The sequence below is a fragment of the Kitasatospora sp. NPDC018619 genome, from assembly GCF_044391605.1.
GTDB lineage: Bacteria > Actinomycetota > Actinomycetes > Streptomycetales > Streptomycetaceae > Kitasatospora.
Genome location: NZ_JBISAI010000004.1, coordinates 347,742 through 374,732, shown reverse-complemented (window position 1 = coordinate 374,732; position 26,991 = coordinate 347,742). Strand labels below are relative to the sequence as shown.

The following is a 26,991-nucleotide window of genomic DNA, read 5'->3' as shown; positions in this document are numbered from 1 at the left end:
AATGATCCGGTGGAGATGACCCGGGAAGAGTTCGAAACGCTGGTCGGCGACGCCCTCGACCAGATCCCCCCGCAGCTCGCGGCCATGATGGACAACGTCGCGGTCTTCGTCGAGGACGAACCCGACCCGGGCGACCCGGAGCTCCTCGGCCTCTACGAGGGCACCCCGCTCACCGAGCGCGGCGAGTGGTACGCGGGTGTCCTGCCCGACCGCATCCTGGTCTACCGCGGCCCCACCCTGCGCCACTGCGAGACCCGCGAGCAGGTTGTCGAGGAGGTCCGCACCACCGTCATCCACGAGATCGCCCACCACTTCGGCTTCGACGACCACGAGCTGGACGAACTGGGCTGGTCCTGACCGCCCCCTCGGCCGCCCCGCCCCCATCCGGACGGAACCCGTTTTGGCGATCCGCCCCGCATCCCATATGCTTCTCGACGTCCCCGAACGCTGGGAACAGCGGGACAGGCCACAAGCCCTCATCGTCTAGTGGCCCAGGACGCCGCCCTTTCAAGGCGGTAGCACGGGTTCGAATCCCGTTGGGGGCACGCAGTACCGTAGTAAAGTGCAGTGCGCAAGACCTGAGTGGTTCGCCACTTCTGGTCCCGTGGAGCAGTTGGTTAGCTCGCCACCCTGTCAAGGTGGAGGTCGCGGGTTCAAGTCCCGTCGGGATCGCTCGTCTCTCCGGAGACGGTGCAGTACGGCCAGGTAGCTCAGTTGGTACGAGCGTCCGCCTGAAAAGCGGAAGGTCGCCGGTTCGACCCCGGCCCTGGCCACAACCGGGAAGCCCCCGTAGCGAGTTCGCTACGGGGGCTTCGGCGTTCCGGCGGCCGTGTCGAGGGTGCTCCGGCCGGCCCGGCCAGGAGGTCCGGGGCCGGTCGTCCGCGGTGCGCTCCACCGTGCCGTCCGCCCGGATGACGGTCGCGGTGCCGGTGCCCGGCTTCGCCGCCACCGGGCCGGAGCAGCGGGACGGGCGGTCCCCGGCCGCCGGCGGCACCGCCTCGGTGGTGCCGCCGGCCTTCCGGGCGGCCACGGCCCCGGGCACCTCGGGCCGGACTCCTTCGACACCGCCGCCGGGCCGCCCGCCGGGTGCCGCAGGCCGGGCGGGCGCCGTCGTCGGCGGCCGGGTACCCGCCGGGCGCGGAGACCGCGTGCGGGGAGTCGTCGGCCTGCCGTCCGCCGTCCACGGTGACTGGTGGTGCACCCGGTCGACGCGCTGGTCGAGGTTGCCCGCGACCTCCTGCGGGACGACCGGCGGCACGCTGCCGGTGCCTGCCGGACGGCGTCCGCCGTGCCCTCGCCGACCCGGCCCGGACGGGGTGGGAAGGGGGCCGGTCCGGCAGGGCGCGGTGACGGGGTACTCGACCGACCCTGGCGCCGGAACCGTCCGGCGTGCTCGTCGGCACGGCCCGGCGCACGTCGGCGTACGGAGCGTCCGCACCCCGGCCCCGGTTCCAGGCCGCGTACGCCCGCTCCCGCGCCTGCTGGACCGGGTCCTCGGTGCTGTGCCCGCCCCCCCCGGCGAGCGGGTACGCCGTCCGGAACAGCCGCGACCGGGCGCTGCCGACGAACCGCCCGGAGCCCCTCGTCCCGGGCGGCCCTGTGCGCTCCCGTGAGCACCTCCTCACCCACCCGAGCCCGGGAGGGCCGCGGACCGTCGCCCGTCGTTCGCGATTCGCCGCGTACGGCTGTGACACTGGAGGGGCTCGAAAACCGAGGTGCGCTCCGCCGTGCCTCCTTGCGAACCTAGAGGGATGCCCGCAGTGAGTTCTCCCGCAGTCCAGTCCGCCGCCGTACCCGCCGAGGGCCCCGGAATCGGCGAGCTGGCCGCCCGTCTGCCCGAGCTGACCCTGCGCGACCAGGTGCGGATCGGGCGCCGGCTGGAGGGGGCCCGTCGGGTCCGCAAGCCCGAGGCCCGGCAGAAGATCGCCGCCGAGATCGCCGCCGACATCGACCGCGCCGAGCTGGTCGTCGAGCGGCGCCGGCAGGCCGTCCCCAGGATCGGCTATCCCGCCGAGCTCCCGGTCAGCCAGAAGAAGGACGAGATCCTGGCCGCGATCCGGGACCACCAGGTGGTGATCGTCGCGGGCGAGACCGGCTCCGGCAAGACCACCCAGATCCCGAAGATCTGCCTGGAGCTCGGCCGCGGGGTGCGCGGCCTGGTCGGCCACACCCAGCCGCGCCGGATCGCCGCCCGCACCGTGGCCGAGCGGGTCGCGGAGGAGCTGGACAGCCCGCTCGGCGAGGCGGTCGGGTGGAAGGTCCGGTTCACCGACCAGGTCGGCCAGGACACCCTGGTCAAGCTGATGACGGACGGCATCCTGCTCGCGGAGATCCAGACCGACCGCGACCTCCACCAGTACGACACCCTGATCATCGACGAGGCGCACGAGCGCAGCCTCAACATCGACTTCATCCTCGGCTACGTCAAGCAGCTGCTCCCCCGCCGCCCGGACCTCAAGGTCGTCATCACCTCCGCGACCATCGACCCGGAACGCTTCGCCCGGCACTTCGGCGACGCCCCGATCATCGAGGTCTCCGGGCGCACCTACCCCGTCGAGGTCCGCTACCGGCCGATCGTCGACGACGCCGACGACGAGGCGGACGAGGCCGACCGCGACCGGGACCAGGTCCAGGCGATCTGCGACGCCGCCGAGGAGCTCCAGGCCGAGGGGCCGGGCGACATCCTGGTCTTCCTCTCCGGCGAGCGCGAGATCCGGGACACCGCCGACGCCCTCGGCCGGCTGAAGCTGAAGAACACCGAGATCCTGCCGCTGTACGCCCGGCTCAGCTCGGCGGAGCAGCACAAGGTCTTCCAGCGCTCGCGCAGCCGCCGGATCGTGCTGGCCACCAACGTCGCCGAGACCTCGCTGACCGTCCCCGGCATCAAGTACGTGATCGACCCGGGCACCGCCCGGATCTCCCGCTACAGCCACCGCACCAAGGTGCAGCGGCTGCCGATCGAGGCGATCAGCCAGGCCAGCGCCAACCAGCGCAAGGGCCGCTGCGGCCGCACCTCCGACGGCATCTGCATCCGGCTCTACTCGGAGGAGGACTTCCTCTCCCGCCCCGAGTTCACCGACGCCGAGATCCTGCGCACCAACCTGGCCTCGGTGATCCTCCAGATGACGGCGGCCGGCCTCGGCGACATCGCCGCCTTCCCGTTCCTGGACCCGCCGGACTCCCGCAACATCAAGGACGGCGTCCACCTGCTGCACGAGCTGGGCGCGCTCGACCCGGACGAGAAGGACCCGCGCAAGCGCCTGACCCCGCTGGGCCGCAAGCTCGCCCAGCTCCCGGTGGACCCGCGGATGGCCCGCATGGTGCTGGAGGCGGACCGCAACGGCTGCGTGCGCGACGTCATGGTGATCGCCGCCGCGCTCTCCATCCAGGACCCGCGCGAGCGCCCGGCCGAGAAGCGCCAGGCCGCCGACGAGCGGCACAGGCGGTTCAACTCGGAGACCTCCGACTTCCTCTCCTACCTGGCGATGTGGCGCTACGTCCGGGAGCAGCAGAGCGAGCTCTCCTCCTCGGCGTTCCGCCGGATGTGCAAGGCGGAGTTCCTCAACTACCTGCGGATACGGGAGTGGCAGGACATCTACGTCCAGCTGCGCACCGTCGCCAAGCAGTTGGGCGTCACGGTCGAGGAGCCGCACCCCGACGCGGAGCCGGACGCCGACCGGATCCACCAGTCGCTGCTGGCCGGCCTGCTCTCCCACATCGGCCTGTTCGACGCGGAGAAGCGCGAGTACGGCGGTGCGCGCGGCGCCCGCTTCGCGGTCTTCCCGGGCTCCGGGCTGTTCAAGAAGCCGCCGCGCTGGGTGATGTCGGCCGAGCTGGTGGAGACCTCCCGGCTGTGGGCGCGGATCAACGCGAAGATCGAGCCGGAGTGGGTCGAGCCGCTGGCCGGCCACCTGATCAAGCGCAGCTACAGCGAGCCGCACTGGGAGAAGAAGGCCGGCGCCGTGATGGCGTACGAGAAGGTGACCCTCTACGGGATGCCGGTCGTCGCCCAGCGCAAGGTCAACTACGGGCGGATCGACCCGGAGCTCTGTCGCGAGCTGTTCATCCGCAACGCCCTGGTCGAGGGCGACTGGGAGACCCACCACCGGTTCTTCGCGGAGAACCGGAAGCTGCTCGGCGAGGTCGAGGAGCTGGAGAACCGGGCGCGCCGCCGGGACATCCTGGTGGACGACCAGACGCTCTTCGACTTCTACGACGCCCGGCTGCCCGGGGAGGTCGTCTCCACCCGGCACTTCGACTCCTGGTGGAAGAAGGCCCGGCACGAGCAGCCGGACCTGCTGAACTTCGAGAAGTCGATGCTGATCAACGACGCCGCGGACGGCGTCACGGAGGCCGACTACCCGGACCACTGGCAGCAGGGCAAGCTCCGCTTCCGGCTGACGTACCAGTTCGAGCCGGGCAGCGACGCCGACGGCGTGACGGTGCACATCCCGCTGCCGGTGCTCAACCAGGTCACCTCGGAGGGCTTCGACTGGCAGATCCCCGGTCTGCGGGAGGAGCTGGTCACCGCGTACATCAAGTCGCTGCCGAAGGCGATCCGCCGCAACTTCGTCCCGGCGCCGGACTTCGCCCGGGCGGCACTGCGCGCGGTGAAGGACCGCCAGGAGCCGCTGCTGCCGGCCCTGGAGCACGCCCTGAAGCGCCTGACGGCCGTCACCGTGCCGCCGGAGGCCTGGGACGACGCGCGGGTGCCCGACCACCTCAAGGTGACCTTCCGGGTGGTGGACGGCAAGCGCCGGCTCGCCGAGTCCAAGGACCTGGAGGAGCTGCGGCTGAAGCTCCAGCCGAAGCTGAAGGAGACGCTCTCCTCGGCCGCCTCCGGCCGGGGCATCGAGCAGACCGGGCTGACCGCCTGGCCGGCCTCGCTGCCGGTGCTCCAGCGGACCTTCGAGCAGCGCTCGCGGGGCCACTCGATGCGCGCCTACCCGGCCCTGGTGGACGAGGGCCAGTCGGTCGGCGTCCGGCTGTTCGACACCCCGCAGGCGCAGGCCCAGGCGATGTGGGAGGGCACCAGGCGGCTGCTGATGCTGACCACCACCTCCCCGGCCAAGTCGATCCAGGGCCGGCTGGGCAACCAGGCGAAGCTGGCGCTCTCGCACAGCCCGCACGGCTCGATCGGCGCCCTGTTCGAGGACGTCGTGGCCGCCGCGACGGACCGGCTGATGACCCTGGCCGGCGGCCCGGCCTGGGACGGCGCGGCCTTCGGCGCGCTGCACGACAAGGTCCGCGCGGACCTGTACGACCTGTCCGCGGACACCACGCTGAAGACGGCCTCCGCGCTGATCGCCTTCCACAAGGCCTCGACCCGGCTGAAGTCGGTGAGCAGCCCGGTGCTGCTGAACGCGGTGAACGACGTCCGGCTGCACCTGGCCTCGCTGGTGCACCCGGGCTTCGTGACCGCCACCGGCTGGCAGCGGCTGCCGGACCTCAAGCGCTACCTGCTGGCGGTCGACCGCCGCCTGGAGGCGCTGCCCAACCACCCGCAGCGGGACGCCCAGCAGCTGCTGAAGGTGCAGCAGGTGCAACAGGCGTACGGGGAGCTGCTGGCGGCGGTGCCGGCCGGGCAGCAGCCGTCCGCGGAGGTGCGGGCGATCCGCTGGATGATCGAGGAGCTGCGGGTCAGCTTCTTCGCCCAGTCGCTGGGCACGCCGAGCCCGGTCTCCGAGAAGCGGATCATGAAGGCGATGGAGGCGGCGCGGGCGACGCTCTGACCCCCGGCGGGCGCCCGCCCCGCCCGGTGCGGCCGTGTGAGCTGCGGCGGGCCTTCAGGAGCCAGTTCGACCTGGGGGCCCACCATGGGCTACAGTCTGTCTTGTTCGCAGCGCGGCAAGCGAGTGAACGAGATCAGAGAATCTGGTCCCGTGGAGCAGTTGGTTAGCTCGCCACCCTGTCAAGGTGGAGGTCGCGGGTTCAAGTCCCGTCGGGATCGCCGCAGTGCGAGAGGCCCGGAACCGTCAGGTTCCGGGCCTCTCGCTTTTGACCGCCCGGCCTTGTACCAAGGCCTAGGTCTAGACCACAAGTGACAGACCGTGTGACGGTCGTCACGGGCCCTCCTCCGGAACCGGCCCTGCGGAAGCCCCTCCGGAAGCCTCTTAATTTAATATGTAAAATTGTACAGCTATTCACTGTAAATCCCCCCCGTCCCACCCGCATCAAACCGTTATCCGGAGTTCAACATTCCGACAACTCGACCGGCACCGGGCCCCCTCGGGCGGGCACGACAAAGGGGCCGCTTACCGGGCCCGGCGGAGTCCGGTAAGCGGCCCCTTTAAAGAGCCTTTGGCCTATCAGGCCTCAGTGCGCTGGGCGGGAATCCCGGCCAGCAGAGCGCGCACCTCCGCCTCACGGTAACGGCGGTGACCGCCGAGCGTGCGAATCGACGTCAGCTTGCCTGCCTTGGCCCAGCGGGTGACCGTCTTCGGGTCCACGCGGAACATGGTGGCAACCTCTGCCGGCGTCAGCAGCGGCTCAGCATCAGGGGTACGAGCGGTCATGAGCGGCCTCCTCGGGAGAACCGAACCAGGGCGGTTCTATCCTTCAAATTCTGCACCTTGACCCGCGATGCCCGAAATGGCATAGACGGGCCGAGTCGGTTATAGGACGAACGGCTTGTCCTGGTGTCTACAACTACACCATCCGTCCAGCCCTATCGACCAAACCGCCAAAATTGACCCCTCACGGGTTCAAGGCCGACGGATGGCGATGGACCACCTCATAACGGACAGTCACATAGCGATGACAACCGGTTACGAGGGGACCAGACCCTCCGTTTCCCCGCAAAGCACGCATCGACTCCAGAACCACCCAAAAGTGGGCACGCTCACGTGAAGTTGGGCTGGTTGTCCCATTTTTGCACATAGGGGTAAGTTCGCGTCAACGGTGAGTAGTGTCACGTTCGACAGCTATTGACCCGAACCAGGACCTTGGTCATCGCGGACGCGGTCCTTAGGCCTCTTACAGTCATACACGGGGGGTCGGACGTCAGTTCGCGTACCGCAGCGCCTGCACCCGCCGCCACCGCACCGTCAGCTCCCCGTACACCCGCAGCGCCTCCGCGGTGTCCCCCGCCCGCAGCGCGCGCAGCCCCTCCTCCAGCTCCCCCGCCGAACGGTCCGCCAGCAACCGTTCGGGGCCCAGCAGATGCACCAGCCCCCCGTAGTCCAGCTCCACCAGCGAACGCGGGTGGAACTCCTCCAGCCAGCGCCCGACCCGCTCCGCCCCCTGCACCAGTTCACCGTCCGGCACCGCCTCGCGCAGCGCCCGGAAGGCCCGCGCCACCCGTCGGCGCGCCTGCGCCATCGGCACCAGGTAGAACAACGCGGCCAGCCGGCCCCCCGGCTCACCCGCCCGCTCCGCGCCGTCCGCCGGACCGCCCGCCGGCCGCTCCCCCGGCCCGCCCCCGCCCGGCACGAAGCAGCGGTCCTCGTCCCCGAACGGCAGGAACCAGCGCACCGGCACCTCCCACCGGCTGGTCACGATCCACGGCCGGGCGTCCGGGTGCTCGGCCCGCCAGCGCTCCCGGTCCGCCTCGGCGGCCGCCCGGGCCACCGGCGGCAGCGCGGTGTCCAGCAGCGCCACCGGCGCCCCCGCCCGCAGCTCCTCCAGCGCCTGCCAACTGCGCAGCCGGGTGGCCCACGGGCAGACGTACAGCACGCCGTCCACCACCCGCAGGTACGCCCGTCCGCTCTCCCGCTCGGGCAGCGCCCGCGGCGTGCGGGCGGCCAGCCCGGCCAGCGCCTCCCGCTGCTCCTCCAGCACCGCCGCCGCCACCGGCTGGGCGGGCTCCGCGGCGTCCGGCCCGTGCTCCGCCGCATAGGCCTGCCAGCGCGCCCGCTCGGGCTCGGGGTAGGCGGCCAGCGGCTCGTAGACCCGCAGGTGGGCGGCGTAGGGCGGGTGTACGGAGGTGCGTACGACGGTCACGCCCTGCATGGTCGCACGGCCCGGGCGGCCCCGGGAGAGCGCGCCCCCGAACCCGTTCGCGCCCGCACCGCGACAGCCCGTCCGTCCCACCCCTCGGACGGTCGGCCCCGGCTCGGACGAGACGGCTGATCGGCGCCGCGTGCGCGGCTACGCTTCGCCCTAGGCGCCCGCACCACAGCAGCGGGCCTTCGATACTGGAGTCACCACAGTGACCGACGTACAGACCCCCGCCACGCACTCCGCATCCGGCGTGCTCAGCAGGATCTTCCGTACCGAACAGGACGGCGCCCCCGGCGACGGTCACGAGCAGGTCGTCCTCTGCCACGACCGCAGCTCGGGTCTGAAGGCGATCATCGCCATCCACTCGACCGCCCTGGGCCCGGCCCTCGGCGGCACCCGCTTCTTCCCCTACGCCTCCGAGGAGGAGGCGCTGGAGGACGCGCTGAACCTGTCCCGCGGGATGTCCTACAAGAACGCGCTGGCCGGCCTGGACCTCGGCGGCGGCAAGGCCGTCATCATCGGCGACCCGAACAAGGACAAGAACGAGGCGATGCTCCGGGCCTACGGCCGCTTCGTCGAGTCCCTGCGCGGCCGCTACATCACCGCCTGCGACGTGGGCACCTACGTCCAGGACATGGACGTCATCGCCCGCGAGACGGTCTCCGTGACGGGCCGCTCGCCCGAGCACGGCGGCGCCGGCGACTCGTCCATCCTGACCGCCTTCGGCGTCTTCCAGGGCATGCGCGCCTCCGCCCAGGCCCGCTGGGGCCAGCCGACCCTGCGCGGCAAGCGGGTCGGCGTCGCGGGCGTCGGCAAGGTCGGCCACTACCTGGTCGGCCACCTGGTCGCGGACGGCGCCACCGTCGTCGTCACCGACCCCTTCGAGGCCGCCGTCAACCGCGTGCGCGCGGCTCACCCGGAGGTGGAGGTCGTCGCCGACACCACCGCCCTGCTCCGGGCCCGGCTGGACGTCTACGCCCCCTGCGCCCTCGGCGGGGCGCTGACCGACGACACCGTCGCGGCGCTGGGCGAGTCCGGCACCTCGGTGGTCTGCGGCGCGGCCAACAACCAGCTGGCCCACCCGGGCGTCGAGAAGGACCTGGCCGACCGCGGCATCCTCTACGCCCCGGACTACCTGGTGAACTCCGGCGGCGTCATCCAGGTCGCCGACGAGATCGAGGGCTTCAACTTCGAGCGGGCCAAGAACAAGGCCACGAAGATCTTCGACACCACCCTGGAGATCTTCACCCGGGCCGCTTCCGACGGCATCCCGCCGGCGGTCGCCGCCGACCGCCTGGCCGAGAAGCGGATGCGCGAGATCAGCGCGCTGCGCACGGTGCTGCTGCCCGGCGCCCGCCGCTCCTGACCGGAGCCGCGGACGACCCCGTGGTGCGCGGGGGGCCGGGCCGTCCCCCTGGCCCCCCGCGCATCACGATGTGGAACCGGATTCTCACTTCTCCGGCCGAACGGGTGATCCGAGGCCCCCTCAGGGGGGATAATCAACCCTGGAACGACGGACCTCAGACACTTCCGGACAGCGCGAAAACCGCCGCAAAACCTCCCTTGACCTGGAAAGACCTTGTCTCGGGTGCAGTCGGTGCGCGCCACGTCACACCGACGACGTACCGTCCAGCGGCGGAAACAGGTACCGTTAATGCTCCAAGGGACGGCTTCTCCCATTCGGGCAGGCGCCGGTCCTGATCATGAACACGTGTCAGACTCGGGGCCGTGAGCCCCATCGTTGAGGGGGTCGACCCATGGGGCGCGGCCGGGCCAAGGCCAAGCAGACGAAGGTCGCCCGCGAGCTGAAGTACAACAGCGGCGGGTTTGACGCTAACCGTCTGTCCAACGAGCTGGGCGTATCGCCGTCCACCTCTTCGATCGAGCCGGAGCCGATCGAGGAAGTGGAGGACGACGACCCCTACGCGGAGTACGCCGCCCGCTACGCCGCCCTCGACGACGAGGACGACAGCGAGCCGGGCACCGGGGCCTCCCAGGCCTCCCGCCGCTCGTAACGAAGCAGTCCCGCCGGACCGGTCCGCGCGCCCTGGGCGCCGGGCCGGTCTTCGGCGTTCCCGCGGGCGGCCGGGCCCGTCACCGAACCCGGCCCGTCACCGAACCCGGGACGCGACAGGGCCCCTCCGGAGCACCGGAGGGGCCCTCGCGCCGTCCCGGGCCGGGTCAGCCCGCCCGGAAGCCCTCGTAGGCGTTGTAGAGGGCCGCGCCGCCCTCGTGCTCCGCGCCGCGCTCGACGATGTCGCCGAGCAGCCAGGACTCCACCCCGCGGTCCTCCAGGATCGACAGCACGACGTCCACCGAGTGCGGCGGGACGACCGCGACCATGCCGACGCCCATGTTCAGCGTCTTCTCGATCTCCAGGGTGGCCATCCGGCCGACCTCGGCGACGGTCTGGAACACCGGCAGCGGGGTCCAGGTTCCGCGGTCCAGGCGGGCGTGCAGGCCGTCCGGGATCACCCGGGCCAGGTTGGCCGCCAGGCCGCCGCCGGTGACGTGCGAGAAGGCGTGCACCTCGGTGGCGCGGGTGAGCGCCAGGCAGTCCAGCGAGTAGATCCGGGTCGGCTCCAGCAGCTCCTCGCCGAGGGTGCGGCCGAACTCCTCGACCTTGCGGTCCAGCTTCCAGCCGGCCTCGTTCAGCAGCACGTGGCGGACCAGCGAGTAGCCGTTGGAGTGCAGGCCGGAGGCGGCCATCGCGATCACCACGTCGCCGGCCCGGACCCGGTCCGCGCCGAGCAGTGCGTCGGCCTCCACCACGCCGGTGCCGGCGCCCGCGACGTCGTACTCGTCCGGGCCCAGCAGGCCCGGGTGCTCGGCGGTCTCGCCGCCGACCAGGGCGCAGCCGGCCAGCGCGCAGCCCTCGGCGATGCCCTTGACGATCGCGGCGACCCGCTCCGGGACGACCTTGCCCACGCAGATGTAGTCGGTCATGAACAGCGGCTCGGCGCCGCACACCACGAGGTCGTCGACGACCATGCCGACCAGGTCGTGACCGATGGTGTCGTGCTTGTCCAGGGCGGCGGCGATCGCCACCTTCGTCCCCACCCCGTCGGTGGCCGAGGCCAGCAGCGGCCGCTCGTAGTTCTTGAAGGCGGACGCGTCGAAGAGGCCGGCGAAGCCGCCGAGACCACCGACCACCTCGGGGCGGTTGGCCTTCTTGACCCACTGCTTCATGAGCTCGACGGCGCGGTCGCCCGCCTCGATGTCGACACCGGCGGCGGCGTAGGTGGCGCCGTTCTGGTTGGAGCTGGTCACTGCGTGCGGCCCTTTCGGGTCAGGTGGGTGGTTCGGGGACTACGGGGGTGGAACAGCGGTGGGGCCCCGGTTCGCGGGACCCCACCGTCGGTTCGTTACGGCCGGCGCAGCGCGTCGGCCGCGCCCGCCCCGCCGAGCAGCGACTGGACGCCGTCCAGGTCGCTGCCGCTGGTCGGCTTGCCGCGGACGGCCGGCTGCTGCTGGCCGCCCTTGATCTCGGCCTCCAGCAGGAGCTTGCCGAGCAGCGCCGGGTCCGGCAGCTCCATCGGGTACTCGCCGTCGAAGCAGGCCCGGCAGAGCCGGTCCTTGGGCTGCTTGGTGGCCTCGATCATGCCGTCGATCGAGATGTAGGCGAGCGAGTCCGCGCCGAGCGTGCGGCCGATCTCCTCGATGGTCATGCCGTTGGCGATCAGCTCCGCGCGGGTGGCGAAGTCGATGCCGAAGAAGCAGGGCCACTTCACCGGCGGGGAGGAGATCCGGATGTGGACCTCGGCCGCGCCGGCCTCGCGCAGCATCTTCACCAGCGCGCGCTGGGTGTTGCCGCGGACGATCGAGTCGTCCACGACCACCAGGCGCTTGCCCGCGATGACCTCGCGCAGCGGGTTGAGCTTGAGCCGGATGCCGAGCTGGCGGATGGTCTGGCTGGGCTGGATGAAGGTGCGCCCGACGTAGGCGTTCTTCACCAGGCCGGAGCCGTACGGGATGCCGCTGGCCTCGGCGTAGCCGATCGCGGCGGGGGTGCCGGACTCGGGCGTCGCTATCACCAGGTCGGCCTCGACGGGCGCCTCCGCGGCCAGCCGGCGGCCCATCTCCACGCGGGAGAGGTGCACGTTGCGGCCGGCGATGGAGGTGTCGGGGCGGGCCAGGTAGACGTACTCGAAGACGCAGCCCTTGGGCTTGGCCTGCGCGAAGCGGCTGCTGCGCATGCCGTTCTCGTCGATGGCGATGAGCTCGCCGGGCTCCACCTCGCGGATGAAGGAGGCGCCGCAGATGTCCAGCGCCGCCGTCTCGGAGGCGACCACCCAGCCGCGCTCCAGCCGGCCGAGCACCAGCGGGCGGATGCCCTGCGGGTCGCGGGCGGCGTAGAGGGTGTGCTCGTCCATGAAGACGAGCGAGAACGCGCCCTTGACCTCGGGCAGCACGACCTTGGCCGTCTCCTCGATGGAGAGGTCCGGGTGGCCGGCGAGCAGGGCCGTCACCAGGTCGGTGTCGTTGGTCGCGGCCGTCCGGCCGGAGCGCGAGACGTGCTCCTCACCGGGCAGTTCGGCGACCATGGCCGCCAGTTCGGCGGTGTTCACCAGGTTTCCGTTGTGCCCGAGGGCCAGCGAGCCGTGAACGGTCGCCCGGAAGGTCGGCTGGGCGTTCTCCCAGACCGAGGAACCGGTGGTCGAGTAGCGGGCGTGTCCGACGGCGATATGCCCGTGCAACGACCCCAGCGAGGCCTCGTCGAAGACCTGGGAGACGAGTCCCATGTCCTTGAAGACGAGAATCTGGGAGCCGTTGCTCACTGCGATGCCCGCGGATTCCTGACCGCGGTGCTGCAGGGCGTAAAGGCCGAAGAACGTGAGCTTGGCGACCTCCTCGCCGGGAGCCCAGACACCGAAGACGCCACACGCGTCCTGGGGGCCTTTCTCACCGGGAAGAAGATCGTGGTTGAGTCTTCCGTCACCACGTGGCACGCCTTCGAGTCTAGGGCAGTTGACCCGGGCTTCCGGACCCCGGGACTGCGGCTTTGTCCGGCGATCACGAGTTGATGCGCGTAGACAAAACCCCTTACCGGCCCGGCATTTCGGGTGGGGGGAATTCCGGCGAGTGGCGGTTGGCCTTGCGGTTCGCGCCTGTTGGGGAGTTCGGCGGGCGCGGCGGCGGGGGTCCGGGTGCGGACGAACGTGAGACTGCTCACCCGGGGTTCCTCCGCCGGTCGCCCGCCCGTCGCCTGCCGGCCGGGCGGGCCGGAGCACCGTTCGGTCAGGCGGCCGGTGGGCCACGCCGCCGTTCGGTCGGGCCACGTTCGGTCAGCCCGGCGTTCGGTCAGGCGGCCGTTCGCCACGCCGCCGGTCGCCACGCCGCCGGTCGCCACGCCGCCGGTCGGTCAGGCGGCCGGCAGCAGCAGGCCCCAGGCCCCCGGGTGCACCGTCCAGGTCCGGGCCCGGACCGGCCCGACCGGATGGCCGTCCGCCTCGTAGCCGAAGCCGCGCCCGACCACCGAGACGCTCGCCGCCCGGGCCCGCACCAGGGCCCCGGCGGCGGCGACCACCACCTCCATCTCGCCCGTCCCGTCCGAGCCGCCGGTCGGGAGCCTGACCTGGACCAGCCGCACCGGCCGGTGGACGTCGGCGAGCAGCCGGCCGTCGGCCTCGACCCGGACCCGGGACCCGTGGTCGGCACCGTCCGGCGTGAGTGCGTTCGCCTGCTCGGCCGCAGCCAGTTTCGCCCATAGCGAACGCCAGCCGCCCGAACGGCCCAGTGGCCGACGGGCGGCCCCGCCGGTGATCCGCACCCCGCCCAGCGCCACCCCGCCGCCGTCGTCCACCAGGAGGTCCAGCCGGCGCGGCGCGCCCGACAGCACCGCCCGCGCGGCCCGCACCGGCTCCCCCGGCACGCCGAGCGCGCGGGCCGCCAGCAGCTCCTCCGAGCGGCCGACCGGGACCATCCCCACCGCCTCGTCCCCCAGCTCACGCTGGCGATGGAGGGCCTGGAGCACCCGCTGCAGGGCGAGGTCGGAACCGATCACCACCGGTCGCCTCCGGCCCCGGTGCGAAAGCACCCGGTCGAGCTCGGAGGGGGTCTCCGGAAGGGCCACCTTGACGTCCGCACCTCCGCAGAGCACGTCCTTCGCGATCCGCACCGACTCGCCGTCGGTCTGCCGGGCCACCGGGTCGAGGAGCAGCAGGAGCGGCTCCGGGCCGCCGGTAGCAGGCGTGGACAGGGACGACACGACCGGTCCTTCCTCAGGTAATCTCTCGGTGCAAGAGCCCCTTGCGCCATTGCGCCAGGGGCTTCGTCTATCTCGGGGCAGACTGCGGCCTACGCAGGATGCCCCAACCGGAAGGGGTGTACGCCTGTGCCGGCACTCGTGCTCGTTGGCGCTCAGTGGGGAGACGAGGGCAAGGGGAAGGCCACCGACCTCCTCGGCGGCTCCGTCGACTACGTGGTCCGCTACCAGGGCGGCAACAACGCCGGTCACACGGTGGTCATCGGCGACCAGAAGTACGCCCTGCACCTGCTCCCTTCCGGAATCCTCAGCCCGAACGTGACGCCGGTGATCGGCAACGGCGTCGTGATCGACCCGGCCGTGCTGCTCTCCGAGCTGGCCGGTCTGAACGACCGCGGCATCGACACCTCGAAGCTGCTGATCTCGGGCAACGCCCATCTGATCACCCCGTACCACCGCACCCTGGACAAGGTCACCGAGCGCTTCCTCGGCAAGCGCCGGATCGGCACCACCGGCCGGGGCATCGGCCCGACCTACGCGGACAAGATCAACCGCGTCGGCATCCGGGTCCAGGACCTGTTCGACGAGTCGATCCTGCGCCAGAAGATCGAGGCGGCGCTGCACGACAAGAACCAGATCCTGGTCAAGCTGTACAACCGCCGCACCATCCCGGCCGACCTGGTGGTCGAGGAGTACCTGGGCTACGCGGAGAAGATCAAGCCCTTCCTCGCCGACACCACCCTCGTCCTGGACGAGGCGCTGAAGGCGGACAAGGTCGTCCTGCTGGAGGGCGGCCAGGGCACCCTGCTCGACGTCGACCACGGCACGTACCCCTTCGTGACCTCGTCGAACCCGACCGCGGGCGGCGCCTGCACCGGCGCCGGCATCGGCCCGACCAAGATCGACCGGGTCATCGGCATCCTCAAGGCCTACACCACCCGCGTCGGCTCCGGCCCGTTCCCGACCGAGCTGCTCGACGAGGACGGCGAGGCGCTGCGCCGGATCGGCGGCGAGCGCGGTGTCACCACCGGCCGCGACCGCCGCTGCGGCTGGTTCGACGCCGTGATCGCGCGCTACGCGACCCGGGTCAACGGCCTGACCGACTTCTTCCTCACCAAGCTGGACGTGCTGACCGGCTGGGAGCAGATCCCGGTCTGCGTCGCGTACGAGATCGACGGCAAGCGGGTCGAGGAGCTCCCCTACAACCAGTCGGACTTCCACCACGCGAAGCCGGTCTACGAGACCCTCCCGGGCTGGACGGAGGACATCAGCAAGGCGAAGACCTTCGCCGAGCTGCCGAAGAACGCCCAGGCGTACGTGAAGGCGCTGGAGGAGATGTCGGGCGCGCCGATCTCGGCCATCGGCGTCGGCCCGGGCCGCGACGAGACGATCCAGATCAACTCCTTCATCTGACCGTCCGTCCGCCCGGACACCGAAGGCCCCGCGGGATCCGTCCCGCGGGGCCTTCGTCCTTTCCGGACTGCGTGATTTGCACTAGTTCAAACATCTCTTGCCTCTAGTGCAGAAAGCGGTTAGCTTGGGGATCATGACCGCGAAGCTGCCCTCACCCGTCGTCCTCACCGGCCGCCACATCCGCCTGGAGCCGTTGGAGCGCCGCCACCTCGCCGACCTCTGGGCCACCGTCGGCTCCGACCCGGAGGTCTGGCGCTGGACCATGCACACGCCGCCCGCCTCCGCGGAGGAGTTCGGCACGATCGTCGACACCCGCGTGGCGGAGCAGGCCGCGGGCACGTCGGTGAACTTCGCCGCCGTCGAGCTCGCGAGCGGCCGGGCCGTCGGCGTCACCGGCTTCCACGACGCCGACGCCGGGAACGAGTCCGTGGAGATCGGCGGCACCTGGTACGCCCGCTCGGTGTGGCGCACGGCGGTGAACACCGAGGCGAAGCTGCTGCTCCTCACCCACGCCTTCGACGACCTCGGCATGGGCCGCGTCTTCTGGAAGACCGACGCCCGCAACGAGCGCTCCCGCGCCGCGATCCTGCGGCTCGGCGCCCGGTACGAGGGGGTCTTCCGCCGCCACCGCCTGCGCCCCGACGGCACCTGGCGGGACAGCGCCTACTTCTCGTTGCTCGCCGACGAGTGGCCGGCGGCCGGAGCCCGGCTGACGGAACGGCTCTCCCGGGGCTGAGCCGGCCCCGCCCCGGCGCCGACCCGGCCCCGGCGCGGGCGGACGGGCGCGGGCCGCGGCGGAGCGCGGGCGGACGGGCGGACGGGCGGACGGGCGGCGGCCGGCTACTTCCGCTCGCCGGAGGCGGGCCGACCGGCCGCGAACTCGTGTTTCGCCGCCCGGAGTTCATAGGGCTGGACGTTCACCAGCCAGACCAGCCAGCCGACGAACAGGACGGCGAGCAGGAGGGCCGACAGTCCGGCGACGAGAAGCGCATTCACCGCGAGGCGGGCATGCGCTGGGGTGGACGGGACCGGCCGGGGAGGCCGAGGGGCGTGGGGAAGGGCATGGCTGTCTCCGGTCGGTGAATTCGGGCGCCGCGACCATGCATCTGCTGTGCCATCGCGGCCGATTCCGGCCGCTTGACGACTGTTTGACGTCTGTTTAGGCGGCAACAAGTCAGTGAGTGACACGACGACCATAGGGTCAGGGTGCCAGAGTTGCTACCGAGCGAAGGCACGTTCACTCCATCGTGGGGTATCCCCCGTTTCGATAGCTAGCACCCGGTGTGCGCGGCACACTTCACCGGAAGCATCGACGCGAGCCGCGCCCCGGATAGGAGAGTCATGCCACCCCGCTTGTCGCCGACCGAGCGCCAGCAGCGCCTCGGGATCGAGTTGCGCAGGATGCGCGAACTCGTGGGCGTCACGCCCAAGAGCCTGGCCGCCGTCATCGGCACCGACCTGCCCAAGATCTCCCAGATGGAGAACGGGAAGTCGGGCATCAGCGCCGAGCGGCTGCGGGTCTGGGCACGGACCTGCGGCTGCGAGGACGGGCCCTACCTGGACGCGCTGCTGGCCATGACGCAGGACCGGCGCAAGTACTGGTGGGACGCCTACCGAGGCCGGCTGCCGAGCGGGATCATCGACATCGCGGAGATGGAGTACCACGCCACCTCCCTGTCCATCCTGAACAGCACCTTCATCCCCGGCCTGCTCCAGACCCCCGAGTACGCCGCCGCGGTGTTCGAGCGGCTTCCGCCCCAGTACCGGCAGGAGGCGGAGGTCCGGCGGGAGTTCCGGATCCAGCGCCAGCGGACCTTCGTCGAGCGCCCGAAGCCGTACAGCGCGTTCCTCCACGAGTCCGCGCTGCGCATGCAGTTCGGCGGCCCCGACGTGCTGCGCGACCAGTGGCTGGACCTGCTGAAGCGGTCGGAGCGGCCCGAGGTCGACATCCTGGTGATCCCGTTCAACGTGCCCACCTACACCGGCTCCGGGGAGAGCCTCTACCTCGCCCGCGGACCGGTCCCGGAGCTCGACACCGTCCAGATCGACCTCTCCCCGGGGCCCAAGTTCGTGCATACCCAGGTCGAACTGGCCTCCTACCGGCGGATCAAGGAGGAGGCCGCGGCGATCGCGCTCGGACCGGACGAGTCCCGGGAGTTCATCCGGGCACTGCTGAACGACTTCGCATGAACGACTGGCGCAAGGCGTCGGTCAGCGCCGAGAGCAGCGACTGCGTCGAAGTCCGGGCCACCGGCGGGCTGGTGGAGATCCGCGAGTCGGACCGGCCCGAGGTGGTCGTGCGGACCACCCCGCGCAAGTGGGCCGCCTTCGTCCGCGGAGTGAAGTCCGGGGAGTTCGACCGCTACGCCGACTTCTCCCGGCCGTGAGGCCCGGCCCGCGCCGGGCTGACGGCCCACAGTGCCCCTGGGCGCGGCTCGGCGGTGAAAGAAGCACACCGCGAACACCTTCCTCAAGCTCGACCTGCCGCCCTCGGAGGAGGACCACCGGCGGGTGCCGGCCGCACCGGCCTTCCTCCAGGTCGCGCCCTGAGCCCCCGCGCCCGGGCTACTCGGTGCGCTCCGGACCGGCCGCCGTCTGCGCGGCCACCCAGGCCAGGTAGTCGGCGCTGCCGCCCACCACCGGCACGGCGACCACCTCGGGCGTCTCGTAGGAGTGCTGCCCGGCCACGAACGCACCCAGCCGGTCGGCGAGTTCGGCCCTGGTCTTGAGGTCGATCCGCCACTCGTCGGCGTCCTGCACCTCGCCCTCCCACCAGTACACCGACCGTACGGGGTACACCTGGGCACAGGCCGCCAGCCGCTCCCGCACCACGGCGGAGGCCAGGGCCCGCGCCTGCTCCTCGCTCTCGTGGGTGGTGGTCACCACGACGTAGCCCTGCTCGCTCGCTGTCATGCCCCGACGGTACCGGCCGGTCCCCGCCGCCCGGGCGCCCGCCGCCGTTGCCCCGCCCCGCCCCGGTCGGAGCCCCCGGCCGCCCTGCTGGAGCGCGCCCGGACCCGCTCCGGGGGCCGGCTCGGAACCCAGCGGGCCGACCTGCCCGCCCAGTTCGACGAGCTCGGCGAGGCCGACCTGATCTGGTCCGGCAACGCCATCCACCACCTGGGCGACCAGCAGGCCGCGCTCACCGCGCTCGCCGGACTGCTGCGCCCCGGCGGTCTGCTCGCCGTCGCCGAGAGCGGCCTGCCGGCCCGCTACCTGCCACGCGACTTCGGCCTCGGCCGCCCCGGCTTCCAAGCCAGGACGGACGCCGCCCACGAGGACGCCTTCAGCGCCATGCGCGCCGAACTGCCCGACTCCACGGCGCAGATCGAGGACTGGCCGGCCATGCTCGGGCGGGCCGGGTGGACCTCCTCGCCCACTCGGCCGGCTGCCCGCTCGCGGTCCTGTACGCCCCGCGGCACCCCGCACGCACCGGACGGCCGGTCCTGGTCACGCCCAGCCTCCGGATCGTCGGCGCCACCGCCACCGAGGGCGACTTCCACGAGGCGGCCGAGGCCCGCGGCCTCGGCCGGGAGGAGTGGTGCCCGGCCGCCCGGGCCGCCGTCCGAACCCTCGCCGCCGGCGGCGACGCCGCCCCGGACGCCCTCGCGCCGCGCTTCCACGGCCGCTGGGACGCCGCCGCCCGGGCCCACGAAGCCGCCCGCGCCGCCCAGCGCACCCCGAGGCCGCCGCGGCGTACCACGGCGGCTGCGAGCCCGCCGAGGTCCGGGCCGGTGTCGCCGGGCTCGCCTGCCCCGTCCTGCTGGTGGCCGGTGCGTACGCCCCGGCCCCGCGGGCCGGGGCGGTCCGCGCCACGGCGGCGCTGTTCCGCCGCGCCCGTACCGCCGTCCAGCCCGCCGCCGGCCACTACCCCTGGCTGGACGACCCGGCCGCGTTCCGCCGCACGGTGGCCGACTTCCTCGGCGGCTGACCGGCGACGGCCCCGGGCGGCGCCTGGTCAGTCCCGGCGGGCGGTGTGGACGGTCATCGCGGAGAGGTAGAAGGCGTCCGGGCGGCGCAGGATGCCGGTCGGGGCGTCCTCGTCGAGCAGGGCGTCCAGGGTGGCCCGGTCCTGCGCGTCGAGCTGCTCGGCGAGCTGGTCGCGCTGCCGGGCCAGCCGGGTGTGCAGGTAGCCGCGGACCGGGTCGGCCAGCGGGGCGGGGTGGTCGACCAGGAAGGTGCGGGTGCCGGCCGGGGTCAGCCCGGCCCGCTCGAGCATGGCCGGCCAGTCCTCGATCTGCGCCGTGGAGTCGGGCAGTTCGGCGCGCATGGCGCTGAAGGCGTCCTCGTGGGCGGCGTCCGTCCTGGCCTGGAAGCCGGGGCGGCCGAGGCCGAAGTCGCGTGGCAGGTAGCGGGCCGGCAGGCCGCTCTCGGCGACGGCGAGCAGACCGCCGGGGCGCAGCAGTCCGGCGAGCGCGGTGAGCGCGGCCTGCTGGTCGCCCAGGTGGTGGATGGCGTTGCCGGACCAGATCAGGTCGGCCTCGCCGAGCTCGTCGAACTGGGCGGGCAGGTCGGCCCGACGGGTTCCGAGCCGGCCCCCGGAGCGGGTCCGGGCGCGCTCCAGCAGGGCGGCCGACTGGTCGACGGCCACCACCTCGGCCGCCGGGAACACCTCCGCCAGCAGCCCGGCGATCACCCCCGGCCCGCTGCCGACGTCCAGGACCCGGCGGACCGCGCCCTGCCCGCCCGCACCGCCCTGCCCGTGCAGGCCGAGCAGCCACCGGCCGGCCTCGGTGACGGCGCCGGCCCGCAGCTCGGCCTCCAGCTCCAGGTGCGCGGCGAGCGCGTCCCAGTCGAGGTCGGCGGCGGGGGCGTGGCCGTGCGAGTGGGCGTGGGCGTGCGAGTGCCCCTGGCCGTGGTGCTGGTGCTGGTGCTGCTGCTCTGACATCCGGATTCTCCGATCGTGGGTGCGGGTTGACGAAAGCTTCACGGTTCAGCCGGACAGGACGGCGCCGGACGCGCGGTGCCGCCCGACCGCCCGCTCGACCTCCTCGGCCAGGAGGTCGTGGTCGAGCGCGATGGCGGCCGCCGCCCCCGCACCGGCGGCGACGACCACCTGGGCGCGCGGGTCGGCGACGTTGCCGACCGCCCAGACGCCGGGGACGCTGGTGCGGCCGGTCCGGTCGGTGGTGACCCAGCCCTCGGCGTCCCGGGCGCAGCCGAGGCCGAAGAGCAGCGCGTCCCGGGGCACCGGCCGGGGGGCGACGAACACCGCCTCGCGCGGCACCACCTGCCCGTTCGCGAGCTCGACGCCGCGCAGCCGCCCGTCCTCGGACACCAGCCGGACGATCCGGCCCCCGACCACCCGCACGCCCCGGGCGGCCAGCCGTTCCCGCTCGGCGTCGGTCGGTTCGAGGGTGTGCGCGAGCAGCACCACGTCCGCCGACCACTGCCGCAGCAGCAGCGCCTGGTTCACCGCGCCCGGGCCGGTGCCGAGCACCCCGAGCGGGCGGTCGCGGACCTCCCAGCCGTGGCAGTACGGGCAGTGCAGCACGTCGCGGCCCCACCGCTCGACCAGGCCCGGCAGCTCCGGCAGGCCGTCCCGCAGCCCGGTGGCGACGACCACCCGGCGCGCGTGCAGCGCCGGCCCGCCGGCCAGGTGGACCACGAAGCCCCCGCCGTCCGGCTCGATGTGCCCGACCCGGGCGCCGATCAGGTCCACCCCGTACCGGGCGACCTCCTCCCGGCCGACCGCCAGCAGCGCGGCCGGGGGCATCCCGTCGCGGCTCAGGTAGCCGTACATGTGGGCGGCGGGCGCGTTGCGCGGCTCGCCGGCGTCCACCACGGCGACCCTGCGCCGCGCCCGGCCCAGGACCAGCGCGGCGTTCAGCCCCGCCGCTCCACCGCCGACCACCACCGCGTCGTAGCGCTCGTCCTCGTTGTCCCCGGCCGTCCGTGTCGTCTCGCCCATGGCGCTCACCTCCACCGCCAGGCTGCGACCGGCCGAGCAGAACGGCAAGCTTTGTTGCCGACTCAGCAAACACCGGCGGTCCCCGGCCGAGACACGCCCCCGGCCGAGTCACGCCCCCGTCCGCCGCCAGTACGACCGGGCCGCCACCACCAGCGCGACCCCGTACCCGGCGAACCCTCCCATCCCGATCCAGGCGACCTCCAGCGCACTCTGCTCGCTGGGGAAGTCGCCCAGCCTGATCCGCGTCACCCCGGCCGCGCACAGCCCCAGGTAGCCGACCCCGAACAGCCCGTACGGGGCCAGGGTGGCCGCACCCAGCAGGCCCGGGGCGAGCGGCAGCCAGCGCGGCACCCGGCGGCCGCGCAGCACCGGCGTCCAGCGCGGGAAGACCTGCCCCCACGGGCGGACCAGGCCCCAGAGCAGGAACACCCCGAGCAGCGCCAGCAGCATCGTGCCGTCGAGCCCCCGGCGCTCCAGGGCGAGCCAGAGCCCGGAGGAGCCGTTGCGCACGTAGCTCGCGTACATCCGCTCGCCGCTGATCCCGGCGAAGCTGCCGCCGAGCGCCCAGACCAGCTTCATCAGCACGTACGGCGCGAAGGCCAGGGTGCCCGCCCAGGCGGCGAGCTGGGCCGGCGGCGACGCGGCCGTGGGTGCGGGCGCGACGCGTCCGGCCGGGCCGCCCGGGCCGACGACGGCCGCGGCGGCGCCGGGCCGCGGGCGCCGGGCGGCGCCGGCCAGCAGCACCGCCCCCAGCGCCGCCAGGACGCGCTCGACCGTGTCGGGGACGGCGTCCACCCGCTGCCCGAACAGCAGCGTCACCAGGTCCATCAGGAGGCCCCAGGCCGCCGCCGCGGCCGACCCGCACAGCAGCCACAGCAGCCGGCGCACCGGCCTGCCGCGCGCCGCCGCCGCACCGGCGCCCGCCGCCACCAGCCCCGCCCCGGCCACCACCCAGCCCGGCCACCCCGCGCCGAACAGCTCCGTCCCGCCCAGCGCGCACCCCAGCCCGAACCCGGCGAAGCCGAGGCCCCAGCCGGTCACCGCCCACCCGATCGCCACCATGCCGCCAGGCTCGCCCGCACCGCCCGCCGCACTCCTCCCCCGGCACGGTGATCCGGCTCCCCCGCCCGGGGGACACCGGCACCCCTTGCGTTGGAGCGCACTCCAACTCCTAGTCTCAGGAGCACCACTGACCCACCACCAGGGGGAGCAGCACCATGCGCTACCGCGTCCTCGGCGGCACCGGCATCGAGGTGAGCACCTACTGCCTCGGCACGATGATGTTCGGCTCCATCGGCAACCCCGACCACGACGAATGCGCCCGGATCATCGACGCCGCGGTCGAGCGGGGCGTCAACGTCATCGACACCGCGGACATCTACTCGGCCGGCGAGTCCGAGGAGATCGTCGGCAAGGCGCTGGCCGCCCGCGGCGACCGGGACGACATCGTGCTCGCCACCAAGGTCCACTTCCCGATGGGCGAGGGCCGCAACCGGGGCGGCAACGCGCGGCGCTGGATCGTCCGCGAGGTCGAGGAGAGCCTGCGCCGGCTGCGCACCGACCGGATCGACCTCTACCAGGTGCACCGGCCGGACCACACCACGGACATCGAGGAGACCCTCGCCGTCCTCGGCGACCTCGTCCGGGCCGGCAAGATCCTGGCCTTCGGCTGCTCGACCTTCCCCGCCGAGCAGATCGTCGACGCCCACCACGTCGCCGAGCGCCGCGCGCTGCCGCGCTTCCGCACCGAGCAGCCGCCGTACTCGCTGCTCGCCCGGGGCGTGGAGCGCGACGTGCTGCCGGTCGTCCAGCGGCTCGGCATGGGCGCGCTGACTTGGGGCCCGCTGGCCGGCGGCTTCCTGACCGGCCGCTACCGCAAGGGCCGCCCGATCGACCTCGGCCGCGGGCGGGCCGCCCTCAACCCGGCCCGCTTCGATCCCGAACTGCCCACCACAGACGCCAAGCTGGAGGCGGTCGAGGCGCTCACCGCGCTCGCCGAGGAGCTCGGCCGGACCCTCCCGGAGCTGGCCACCGCCTTCCCGCTGGCGCACCCGGCCGTCACCTCGGTGATCATCGGCCCGCGCACCATGGCCCAGCTGGAGTCCTCGCTCACGGCCGCCGACCTGGTCCTGGACGACGACGTCCTCGACCGGATCGACGCCGTCGTGCCGCCCGGCACCGACCTCTACCGCGCCGACGGCGCCTGGCAGCCGCCGGCCCTCACCACCCCGGCCCTGCGCCGCCGCCCCCTCCCGGACCGCTCGGCGGCCTGAGCCCGGACGGGCCCGGACGGGCCGACCCGCCCGGCGGAACCGGCCGGTCCGGCGGGCGCGGCCGGGGCCTCACCCCCTCGGGGCCGCGAAGCAGTGGACGGTGACGGTGCGTCCGGAGGCCCACCGCTGGTCGCCGCTGCCGAGGTGGGTCCAACCGAGGCGGCGGTAGAGCGCCAGCGCGGCCCTGTCGGTGGCCAGCACGTCCAGTACGGGGTGCAGGCCGAGCGCCCGCGCGTGCGCCACGGCGCAGGCCAGCAGCCGTGCGCCGATGAGGCGGCCGCGCGCCCACGGGGCGACGTAGAGCCGGCCGATCACGCTGGTGAGCTCCGGGCGGCCGCCGGTGCGGTGGCCCCACAGCCCCGGGGCGAGGTCGCCCGGGGCGCTGCGGGCGAGGCCGACGTGCCCGGCGAGCCGGCCGTCCGTCTCGGCGATCCAGGCGGCGAGCAGGCCGTCCGGGGTCAGCCAGGCGGCGGGGCGGTCGGGCCAGTCGGCGGGGTAGCCGTCGGCCGCGTGGACGTCGCCCAGCACCCGGACGCAGTCGGCGAGGTCGTCGGCGCGGCGCGGTCGGACCACCACCCCCGCCCCGGCCTGCCGAGAGTCGGACGCGACGACGGTGGCGCGTTCTTCGAGGTCTGCCATGCCGGTACGTTACCGGCCGCACCTCACCGTCGCAGCAGGTCGACGACCCCGGTCAGGTCCTCCTCGCCGCCGCCGAGCGCCAGCCGCCGCTCCATCAGACGGAAGTACGGCCGCAGGAGTTCGGGGCTCACCCGCTGCTCCTCGGCGGTGCGCAGCAGCGTCTCCTGGCCGGCCACCTGCATCGCCAGGTTGGACACCACGTCCCGGGCGTAGTCGCCGCTCTCCAGCTGCTCCGCCGTCCGGGCCACCGAGCCGGACATCGCGGCCAGCCAGCCGCCCAGCAGCGGCGCCAGCTCGCCCGGCGAAACGGCCTCGCCGCGGACCAGCGCGAAGGCGTGCGCGATCCCGGCGAACATCCCGTACATCCCGCTGAGCAGCGCCACGTCGTGCAGCGCCGCGAAGCCGGCGTCCGCGCCCACGTACCGGGTGCCGGCCGGGACGGCGAGGACGCTCCCGTGCTCCGCGAAGAGTTCGGCGGAGCCGCTGTAGAACACGTACGCCCCGGCCTCCGGGACGCCGACCATCGGCGGGACGGCCATGATCCCGCCGTCCAGGTAGCGGGCGCCGCGCTCCTCGGCCCAGGCGGTGCGGGCGCGGGCCTGCCCGGGGGTGCTGGTGACCAGGTTGACCAGGTCCTTGCCGGCCAGGTCGACACCGTCCAGGGCCGCCGTCACGGAGGCGTCGTCGAGCAGGCAGACGACGACCAGCCGGTTCGCCGCGACGGCCTGCGCGGCGGTCGCGGCGACGGCGGCGCCGCGGGCGGCGAGGCCCTCGGCACGGGCGGCGGTGCGGTTCCAGACGGTCAGCGGGTGCCCGGCCGCGAGCCAGGCCCCGGCCAGCGCGGTGCCCATCGCGCCGAGGCCGAGCAGGGTGAGCGGGGTGGACGGAGTGGACGAAGTGGACGGGGCGGACGCGGACGGGTTCTCAACGGGGTTGGTTGCCATGGCAGTCAGCCTCCGCGCCGGGCCCGTGGGCGATCAAGTACGCACTTCGGAGTGGGTGGTTACCCTGGGGTGAGCATCCAGGTCGGAGGGGTGGGAGGGGCGGGCATGGCGACCGTGTCGAGGCCGGGGGCGTACATCTGCGGGACGGACGCCGCGATGGACGTGATCGGCGGCAAGTGGAAGGTGTCGATCCTCTGGGCCCTGGGCGAGCGCCCGCAGTGCCGCTTCGGCGAGCTGCGCCGGCTGCTGCCGGGCATCACCGAGAAGGTGCTGGCCGCGCACCTGCGCGAGATGGAGGCCCACGGCATCGTCCACCGGGAGGCCTACGAGGAGGTGCCGCCGCGGGTCGAGTACGCGCTGACGGAGGCGGGGCGCCGCCTCAACACGGCGCTGGGGCCGCTGGGCGACTGGGGCCGGGAGCACCTCCTGGGCGGAGCGCCGCACCCGGTGTAGCGCGCGCTGCCGGGGCCGCCCCGGCGCTACGCGATCGCGGCCGACACCACCGCCGCCACCGCGATGTTGCAGCTCGCGGACACCCAGACCGCCGGGTGCGGCTCCGGCTCGACCAGGATCTCGCCGAGCCTGCCCGGCGTCAGCAGGTCCACCAGCCAGAACGCGACGGCCATCAGCAGCAGTCCGAGCAGCCCGTAACAGGCCGTCGAGAGCAGGCCCTTGCCGAAGTCCTCGTAGGTGTACATGATCGCGGTGAAGACGATCCCGCCGATGCCGAGCAGGGCGGAGCTGAGCAGCACGGCGGCGTTGCGGTTGCGCTCGACCCAGATCTGGTGGCCGAGCCTGCCGGGCGTCAGCACGTCGACCAGGCCGATGCCGAGGAGCAGCAGCACCACGCCGAGGGCGCCGTAGGCCGCCGCCGCGCCGAGCCCGTGCAGGATGTCGTTCATCGTGGTTCCAGCCCCCGGTCCGCTCACACCGTTCCCCGACCGGCTCGGTCAAGGGTTGGCAAAGATACCCCACGGCGGCCGGGCGGCGGACCGCTACGCGGAAACCGGGAACGCGGCCCCCGGGGAGCCCCGGCCCGCACCCCCCTGCCGCGGCGCCCCCCGGGTCCGCTTCAATACCGCCATGCACACCGCGCTCACCACCACCGAGCTGCGCAGCGAGCGCCTCGACCTGCTGCCGATCGCCCCCGGCCACGCCGAGGAGCTGGCGGCCGCGCTCGCCGACCCGGCCCTGCACGCCTTCACCGGCGGCCGCCCCGCCACCGTCGAGGAGCAGCGCGCCCGCTGCGCCCGGCTCTCCGCCGGCTCCCCCGACCCGGCCGAGGCCTGGGGCAACTGGGTGCTGCGGCTGCGCGCCGACGGCGCCCTCGTCGGCTACGTACAGGCCACCGTCCGCCCCGACGATGCCGAACTCGCCTGGGTGGTCGGCACCCCGTGGCAGCGCCGCGGCCTGGCCCGCGAGGCCGCCCGCACCCTGCTCACCCACCTGGCCGGCGCCGGCGTCACCACCGTCGTCGCCCACGTCCACCCCGACCACCACGCCTCCGCCGGGATCGCCCGCGACCTCGGCCTGCGCCCCACCCCCCGCACCCGGGACGGCGAGACCCGCTGGGAGGCAGCCCTCACCCGGCCCGGCCTCCTCCCCGCCCCCTCGGCCTGACGGTCGGCCTGCCGCCCGGAGGCCCGCAGCAGCCCGCCCGGAATG

Annotated in this window: 25 protein-coding genes, 4 tRNA genes and 1 pseudogene; 17 read left to right on the top strand and 13 right to left on the bottom strand. The window is 73.4% G+C overall.

Going from position 1 to position 26,991, the window contains the following annotated elements; translation table 11 throughout:
- The first annotated feature begins 15 nt into the window (after positions 1-15).
- The 6 genes from ACH5AR_RS08900 (at position 16) to ACH5AR_RS08875 (ending at position 5,950) form a co-directional block, all read left to right on the top strand.
- On the top strand, positions 16-357 hold the full coding sequence (locus tag ACH5AR_RS08900; RefSeq protein ID WP_396300663.1) for a metallopeptidase family protein: 342 nt from the start codon (positions 16-18) through the stop codon (positions 355-357).
- Between the two features lie 115 nt (positions 358-472).
- A tRNA-Glu gene (locus tag ACH5AR_RS08895) sits at positions 473-545 on the top strand.
- Between the two features lie 53 nt (positions 546-598).
- A tRNA-Asp gene (locus ACH5AR_RS08890) sits at positions 599-672 on the top strand.
- Positions 673-699: 27 nt separating this feature from the next.
- Positions 700-773, top strand: a tRNA-Phe gene (locus ACH5AR_RS08885).
- 978 nt (positions 774-1,751) lie between these two features.
- Positions 1,752-5,732, top strand: coding sequence for an ATP-dependent RNA helicase HrpA (gene hrpA, locus ACH5AR_RS08880; protein ID WP_396300662.1), 3,981 nt, complete (start codon positions 1,752-1,754; stop codon positions 5,730-5,732).
- 144 nt (positions 5,733-5,876) lie between these two features.
- A tRNA-Asp gene (locus ACH5AR_RS08875) sits at positions 5,877-5,950 on the top strand.
- A 358-nt stretch (positions 5,951-6,308) separates the two neighbouring features.
- Here the strand turns inward: ACH5AR_RS08875 and bldC are convergent.
- Together bldC and ACH5AR_RS08865 are read right to left on the bottom strand one after the other, a co-directional pair.
- On the bottom strand, positions 6,309-6,515 hold the full coding sequence (bldC, locus tag ACH5AR_RS08870; RefSeq protein ID WP_014137253.1) for a developmental transcriptional regulator BldC: 207 nt from the start codon (positions 6,513-6,515) through the stop codon (positions 6,309-6,311).
- 487 nt (positions 6,516-7,002) lie between these two features.
- Entirely contained in the window at positions 7,003-7,950 is a 948-nt protein-coding gene (locus ACH5AR_RS08865) for a hypothetical protein (RefSeq protein WP_396300661.1), read from the bottom strand.
- Between the two features lie 199 nt (positions 7,951-8,149).
- On the opposite strand from ACH5AR_RS08865, the gene ACH5AR_RS08860 reads away from it, so the two are divergent.
- Both ACH5AR_RS08860 and ACH5AR_RS08855 read left to right on the top strand, forming a co-directional pair.
- Positions 8,150-9,307 (top strand): Glu/Leu/Phe/Val dehydrogenase dimerization domain-containing protein, encoded by a 1,158-nt coding sequence (locus ACH5AR_RS08860; RefSeq protein ID WP_396300660.1) that lies wholly within the window; start codon positions 8,150-8,152, stop codon positions 9,305-9,307.
- A gap of 391 nt (positions 9,308-9,698) precedes the next feature.
- Positions 9,699-9,956: a DUF3073 family protein gene (locus tag ACH5AR_RS08855; protein WP_396300659.1), complete on the top strand. Its 258-nt coding sequence runs from the start codon at positions 9,699-9,701 to the stop codon at positions 9,954-9,956.
- 166 nt (positions 9,957-10,122) lie between these two features.
- Here ACH5AR_RS08855 and purM read toward each other — a convergent pair whose 3' ends face one another.
- The 3 genes from purM to ACH5AR_RS08840 all read right to left on the bottom strand — a co-directional run bounded on the left by purM (position 10,123) and on the right by ACH5AR_RS08840 (position 14,149).
- Positions 10,123-11,211 carry a phosphoribosylformylglycinamidine cyclo-ligase gene (gene purM, locus ACH5AR_RS08850; protein ID WP_396300658.1) on the bottom strand — a complete coding sequence of 363 codons (1,089 nt, stop codon included), beginning with the start codon at positions 11,209-11,211 and terminating at the stop codon, positions 10,123-10,125.
- 95 nt (positions 11,212-11,306) lie between these two features.
- Positions 11,307-12,890 (bottom strand): amidophosphoribosyltransferase, encoded by a 1,584-nt coding sequence (gene purF, locus ACH5AR_RS08845; protein WP_396300657.1) that lies wholly within the window; start codon positions 12,888-12,890, stop codon positions 11,307-11,309.
- A 413-nt stretch (positions 12,891-13,303) separates the two neighbouring features.
- The gene (locus ACH5AR_RS08840) at positions 13,304-14,149 is read right to left on the bottom strand and encodes a diacylglycerol kinase (protein ID WP_396300656.1); all 846 of its coding nucleotides are present in this window, start codon (positions 14,147-14,149) and stop codon (positions 13,304-13,306) included.
- 126 nt (positions 14,150-14,275) lie between these two features.
- On the opposite strand from ACH5AR_RS08840, the gene ACH5AR_RS08835 reads away from it, so the two are divergent.
- Together ACH5AR_RS08835 and ACH5AR_RS08830 are read left to right on the top strand one after the other, a co-directional pair.
- Positions 14,276-15,559, top strand: a complete 1,284-nt coding sequence (locus ACH5AR_RS08835) for an adenylosuccinate synthase (protein WP_396300655.1) — start codon at positions 14,276-14,278, stop codon at positions 15,557-15,559.
- A gap of 133 nt (positions 15,560-15,692) precedes the next feature.
- The gene (locus ACH5AR_RS08830; RefSeq protein ID WP_396300654.1) at positions 15,693-16,295 is read left to right on the top strand and encodes a GNAT family N-acetyltransferase; all 603 of its coding nucleotides are present in this window, start codon (positions 15,693-15,695) and stop codon (positions 16,293-16,295) included.
- 104 nt (positions 16,296-16,399) lie between these two features.
- On the opposite strand, the gene ACH5AR_RS08825 is transcribed toward ACH5AR_RS08830, so the two are convergent.
- Complete coding sequence (locus ACH5AR_RS08825) at positions 16,400-16,555, bottom strand: hypothetical protein (RefSeq protein WP_396300653.1); 156 nt, start codon at positions 16,553-16,555, stop codon at positions 16,400-16,402.
- 345 nt (positions 16,556-16,900) lie between these two features.
- On the opposite strand from ACH5AR_RS08825, the gene ACH5AR_RS08820 reads away from it, so the two are divergent.
- Positions 16,901-17,749, top strand: a complete 849-nt coding sequence (locus ACH5AR_RS08820; RefSeq protein ID WP_396300652.1) for a helix-turn-helix domain-containing protein — start codon at positions 16,901-16,903, stop codon at positions 17,747-17,749.
- Complete coding sequence (locus tag ACH5AR_RS08815) at positions 17,746-17,946, top strand: DUF397 domain-containing protein (RefSeq protein ID WP_396300651.1); 201 nt, start codon at positions 17,746-17,748, stop codon at positions 17,944-17,946. Before ACH5AR_RS08820 ends, ACH5AR_RS08815 begins: the two co-directional genes overlap by 4 nt.
- 178 nt (positions 17,947-18,124) lie before the next feature.
- Here the strand turns inward: ACH5AR_RS08815 and cutA are convergent, their stop codons facing one another.
- Complete coding sequence (gene cutA / locus ACH5AR_RS08810; RefSeq protein ID WP_396300650.1) at positions 18,125-18,472, bottom strand: divalent-cation tolerance protein CutA; 348 nt, start codon at positions 18,470-18,472, stop codon at positions 18,125-18,127.
- Here cutA and ACH5AR_RS08805 point away from each other — a divergent pair.
- Both ACH5AR_RS08805 and ACH5AR_RS08800 read left to right on the top strand, forming a co-directional pair.
- Positions 18,428-18,733: pseudogene (locus ACH5AR_RS08805) on the top strand (methyltransferase domain-containing protein); the annotation flags it as partial. The gene cutA and the pseudogene ACH5AR_RS08805 sit on opposite strands and share 45 nt — an antisense overlap.
- A gap of 592 nt (positions 18,734-19,325) precedes the next feature.
- Positions 19,326-19,490: an alpha/beta fold hydrolase gene (locus ACH5AR_RS08800; protein ID WP_396300649.1), complete on the top strand. Its 165-nt coding sequence runs from the start codon at positions 19,326-19,328 to the stop codon at positions 19,488-19,490.
- Between the two features lie 27 nt (positions 19,491-19,517).
- On the opposite strand, the gene ACH5AR_RS08795 is transcribed toward ACH5AR_RS08800, so the two are convergent.
- The 3 genes from ACH5AR_RS08795 to ACH5AR_RS08785 form a co-directional block, all read right to left on the bottom strand.
- Complete coding sequence (locus ACH5AR_RS08795) at positions 19,518-20,447, bottom strand: class I SAM-dependent methyltransferase (protein ID WP_396300648.1); 930 nt, start codon at positions 20,445-20,447, stop codon at positions 19,518-19,520.
- A 45-nt stretch (positions 20,448-20,492) separates the two neighbouring features.
- On the bottom strand, positions 20,493-21,470 hold the full coding sequence (locus tag ACH5AR_RS08790; protein WP_396300647.1) for an NAD(P)/FAD-dependent oxidoreductase: 978 nt from the start codon (positions 21,468-21,470) through the stop codon (positions 20,493-20,495).
- 108 nt (positions 21,471-21,578) lie between these two features.
- Complete coding sequence (locus tag ACH5AR_RS08785; protein ID WP_396300646.1) at positions 21,579-22,532, bottom strand: hypothetical protein; 954 nt, start codon at positions 22,530-22,532, stop codon at positions 21,579-21,581.
- 155 nt (positions 22,533-22,687) lie between these two features.
- Between ACH5AR_RS08785 and ACH5AR_RS08780 the strand changes: the two genes are divergently transcribed.
- Positions 22,688-23,743, top strand: a complete 1,056-nt coding sequence (locus tag ACH5AR_RS08780) for an aldo/keto reductase (RefSeq protein ID WP_396300645.1) — start codon at positions 22,688-22,690, stop codon at positions 23,741-23,743.
- A gap of 69 nt (positions 23,744-23,812) precedes the next feature.
- Here the strand turns inward: ACH5AR_RS08780 and ACH5AR_RS08775 are convergent, their stop codons facing one another.
- Positions 23,813-24,382, bottom strand: coding sequence for a GNAT family N-acetyltransferase (locus ACH5AR_RS08775; protein WP_396300644.1), 570 nt, complete (start codon positions 24,380-24,382; stop codon positions 23,813-23,815).
- Between the two features lie 23 nt (positions 24,383-24,405).
- Complete coding sequence (locus tag ACH5AR_RS08770; RefSeq protein ID WP_396300643.1) at positions 24,406-25,326, bottom strand: NAD(P)-dependent oxidoreductase; 921 nt, start codon at positions 25,324-25,326, stop codon at positions 24,406-24,408.
- 105 nt (positions 25,327-25,431) lie between these two features.
- Here ACH5AR_RS08770 and ACH5AR_RS08765 point away from each other — a divergent pair, with 105 nt between their 5' ends.
- Positions 25,432-25,779: a winged helix-turn-helix transcriptional regulator gene (locus ACH5AR_RS08765; RefSeq protein ID WP_396300642.1), complete on the top strand. Its 348-nt coding sequence runs from the start codon at positions 25,432-25,434 to the stop codon at positions 25,777-25,779.
- A gap of 26 nt (positions 25,780-25,805) precedes the next feature.
- Here the strand turns inward: ACH5AR_RS08765 and ACH5AR_RS08760 are convergent, their stop codons facing one another.
- On the bottom strand, positions 25,806-26,228 hold the full coding sequence (locus ACH5AR_RS08760) for a DUF350 domain-containing protein (protein ID WP_396300641.1): 423 nt from the start codon (positions 26,226-26,228) through the stop codon (positions 25,806-25,808).
- 181 nt (positions 26,229-26,409) lie between these two features.
- Between ACH5AR_RS08760 and ACH5AR_RS08755 the strand changes: the two genes are divergently transcribed.
- Positions 26,410-26,946, top strand: coding sequence for a GNAT family N-acetyltransferase (locus ACH5AR_RS08755; RefSeq protein ID WP_396300640.1), 537 nt, complete (start codon positions 26,410-26,412; stop codon positions 26,944-26,946).
- Positions 26,947-26,991: the final 45 nt, after the last annotated feature.

Bases quoted from the DNA above. Each gene is read 5' to 3' on its own strand.
- ACH5AR_RS08900 (WP_396300663.1), top strand. From the start codon at position 16: ATGACCCGGGAAGAGTTCGAAACGCTGGTCGGCGACGCCCTCGACCAG.
- hrpA (WP_396300662.1), top strand. From the start codon at position 1,752: ATGCCCGCAGTGAGTTCTCCCGCAGTCCAGTCCGCCGCCGTACCCGCC.
- ACH5AR_RS08790 (WP_396300647.1), bottom strand. From the start codon at position 21,470: ATGGGCGAGACGACACGGACGGCCGGGGACAACGAGGACGAGCGCTAC.
- ACH5AR_RS08830 (WP_396300654.1), top strand. From the start codon at position 15,693: ATGACCGCGAAGCTGCCCTCACCCGTCGTCCTCACCGGCCGCCACATC.
- ACH5AR_RS08755 (WP_396300640.1), top strand. From the start codon at position 26,410: ATGCACACCGCGCTCACCACCACCGAGCTGCGCAGCGAGCGCCTCGAC.
- ACH5AR_RS08770 (WP_396300643.1), bottom strand. From the start codon at position 25,326: ATGGCAACCAACCCCGTTGAGAACCCGTCCGCGTCCGCCCCGTCCACT.
- ACH5AR_RS08820 (WP_396300652.1), top strand. From the start codon at position 16,901: ATGCCACCCCGCTTGTCGCCGACCGAGCGCCAGCAGCGCCTCGGGATC.
- ACH5AR_RS08760 (WP_396300641.1), bottom strand. From the start codon at position 26,228: ATGAACGACATCCTGCACGGGCTCGGCGCGGCGGCGGCCTACGGCGCC.
- ACH5AR_RS08865 (WP_396300661.1), bottom strand. From the start codon at position 7,950: ATGCAGGGCGTGACCGTCGTACGCACCTCCGTACACCCGCCCTACGCC.
- bldC (WP_014137253.1), bottom strand. From the start codon at position 6,515: ATGACCGCTCGTACCCCTGATGCTGAGCCGCTGCTGACGCCGGCAGAG.
- cutA (WP_396300650.1), bottom strand. From the start codon at position 18,472: ATGACAGCGAGCGAGCAGGGCTACGTCGTGGTGACCACCACCCACGAG.
- ACH5AR_RS08775 (WP_396300644.1), bottom strand. From the start codon at position 24,382: ATGGCAGACCTCGAAGAACGCGCCACCGTCGTCGCGTCCGACTCTCGG.
- ACH5AR_RS08815 (WP_396300651.1), top strand. From the start codon at position 17,746: ATGAACGACTGGCGCAAGGCGTCGGTCAGCGCCGAGAGCAGCGACTGC.
- ACH5AR_RS08785 (WP_396300646.1), bottom strand. From the start codon at position 22,532: ATGGTGGCGATCGGGTGGGCGGTGACCGGCTGGGGCCTCGGCTTCGCC.
- ACH5AR_RS08855 (WP_396300659.1), top strand. From the start codon at position 9,699: ATGGGGCGCGGCCGGGCCAAGGCCAAGCAGACGAAGGTCGCCCGCGAG.
- ACH5AR_RS08795 (WP_396300648.1), bottom strand. From the start codon at position 20,447: ATGTCAGAGCAGCAGCACCAGCACCAGCACCACGGCCAGGGGCACTCG.
- ACH5AR_RS08765 (WP_396300642.1), top strand. From the start codon at position 25,432: ATGGCGACCGTGTCGAGGCCGGGGGCGTACATCTGCGGGACGGACGCC.
- ACH5AR_RS08780 (WP_396300645.1), top strand. From the start codon at position 22,688: ATGCGCTACCGCGTCCTCGGCGGCACCGGCATCGAGGTGAGCACCTAC.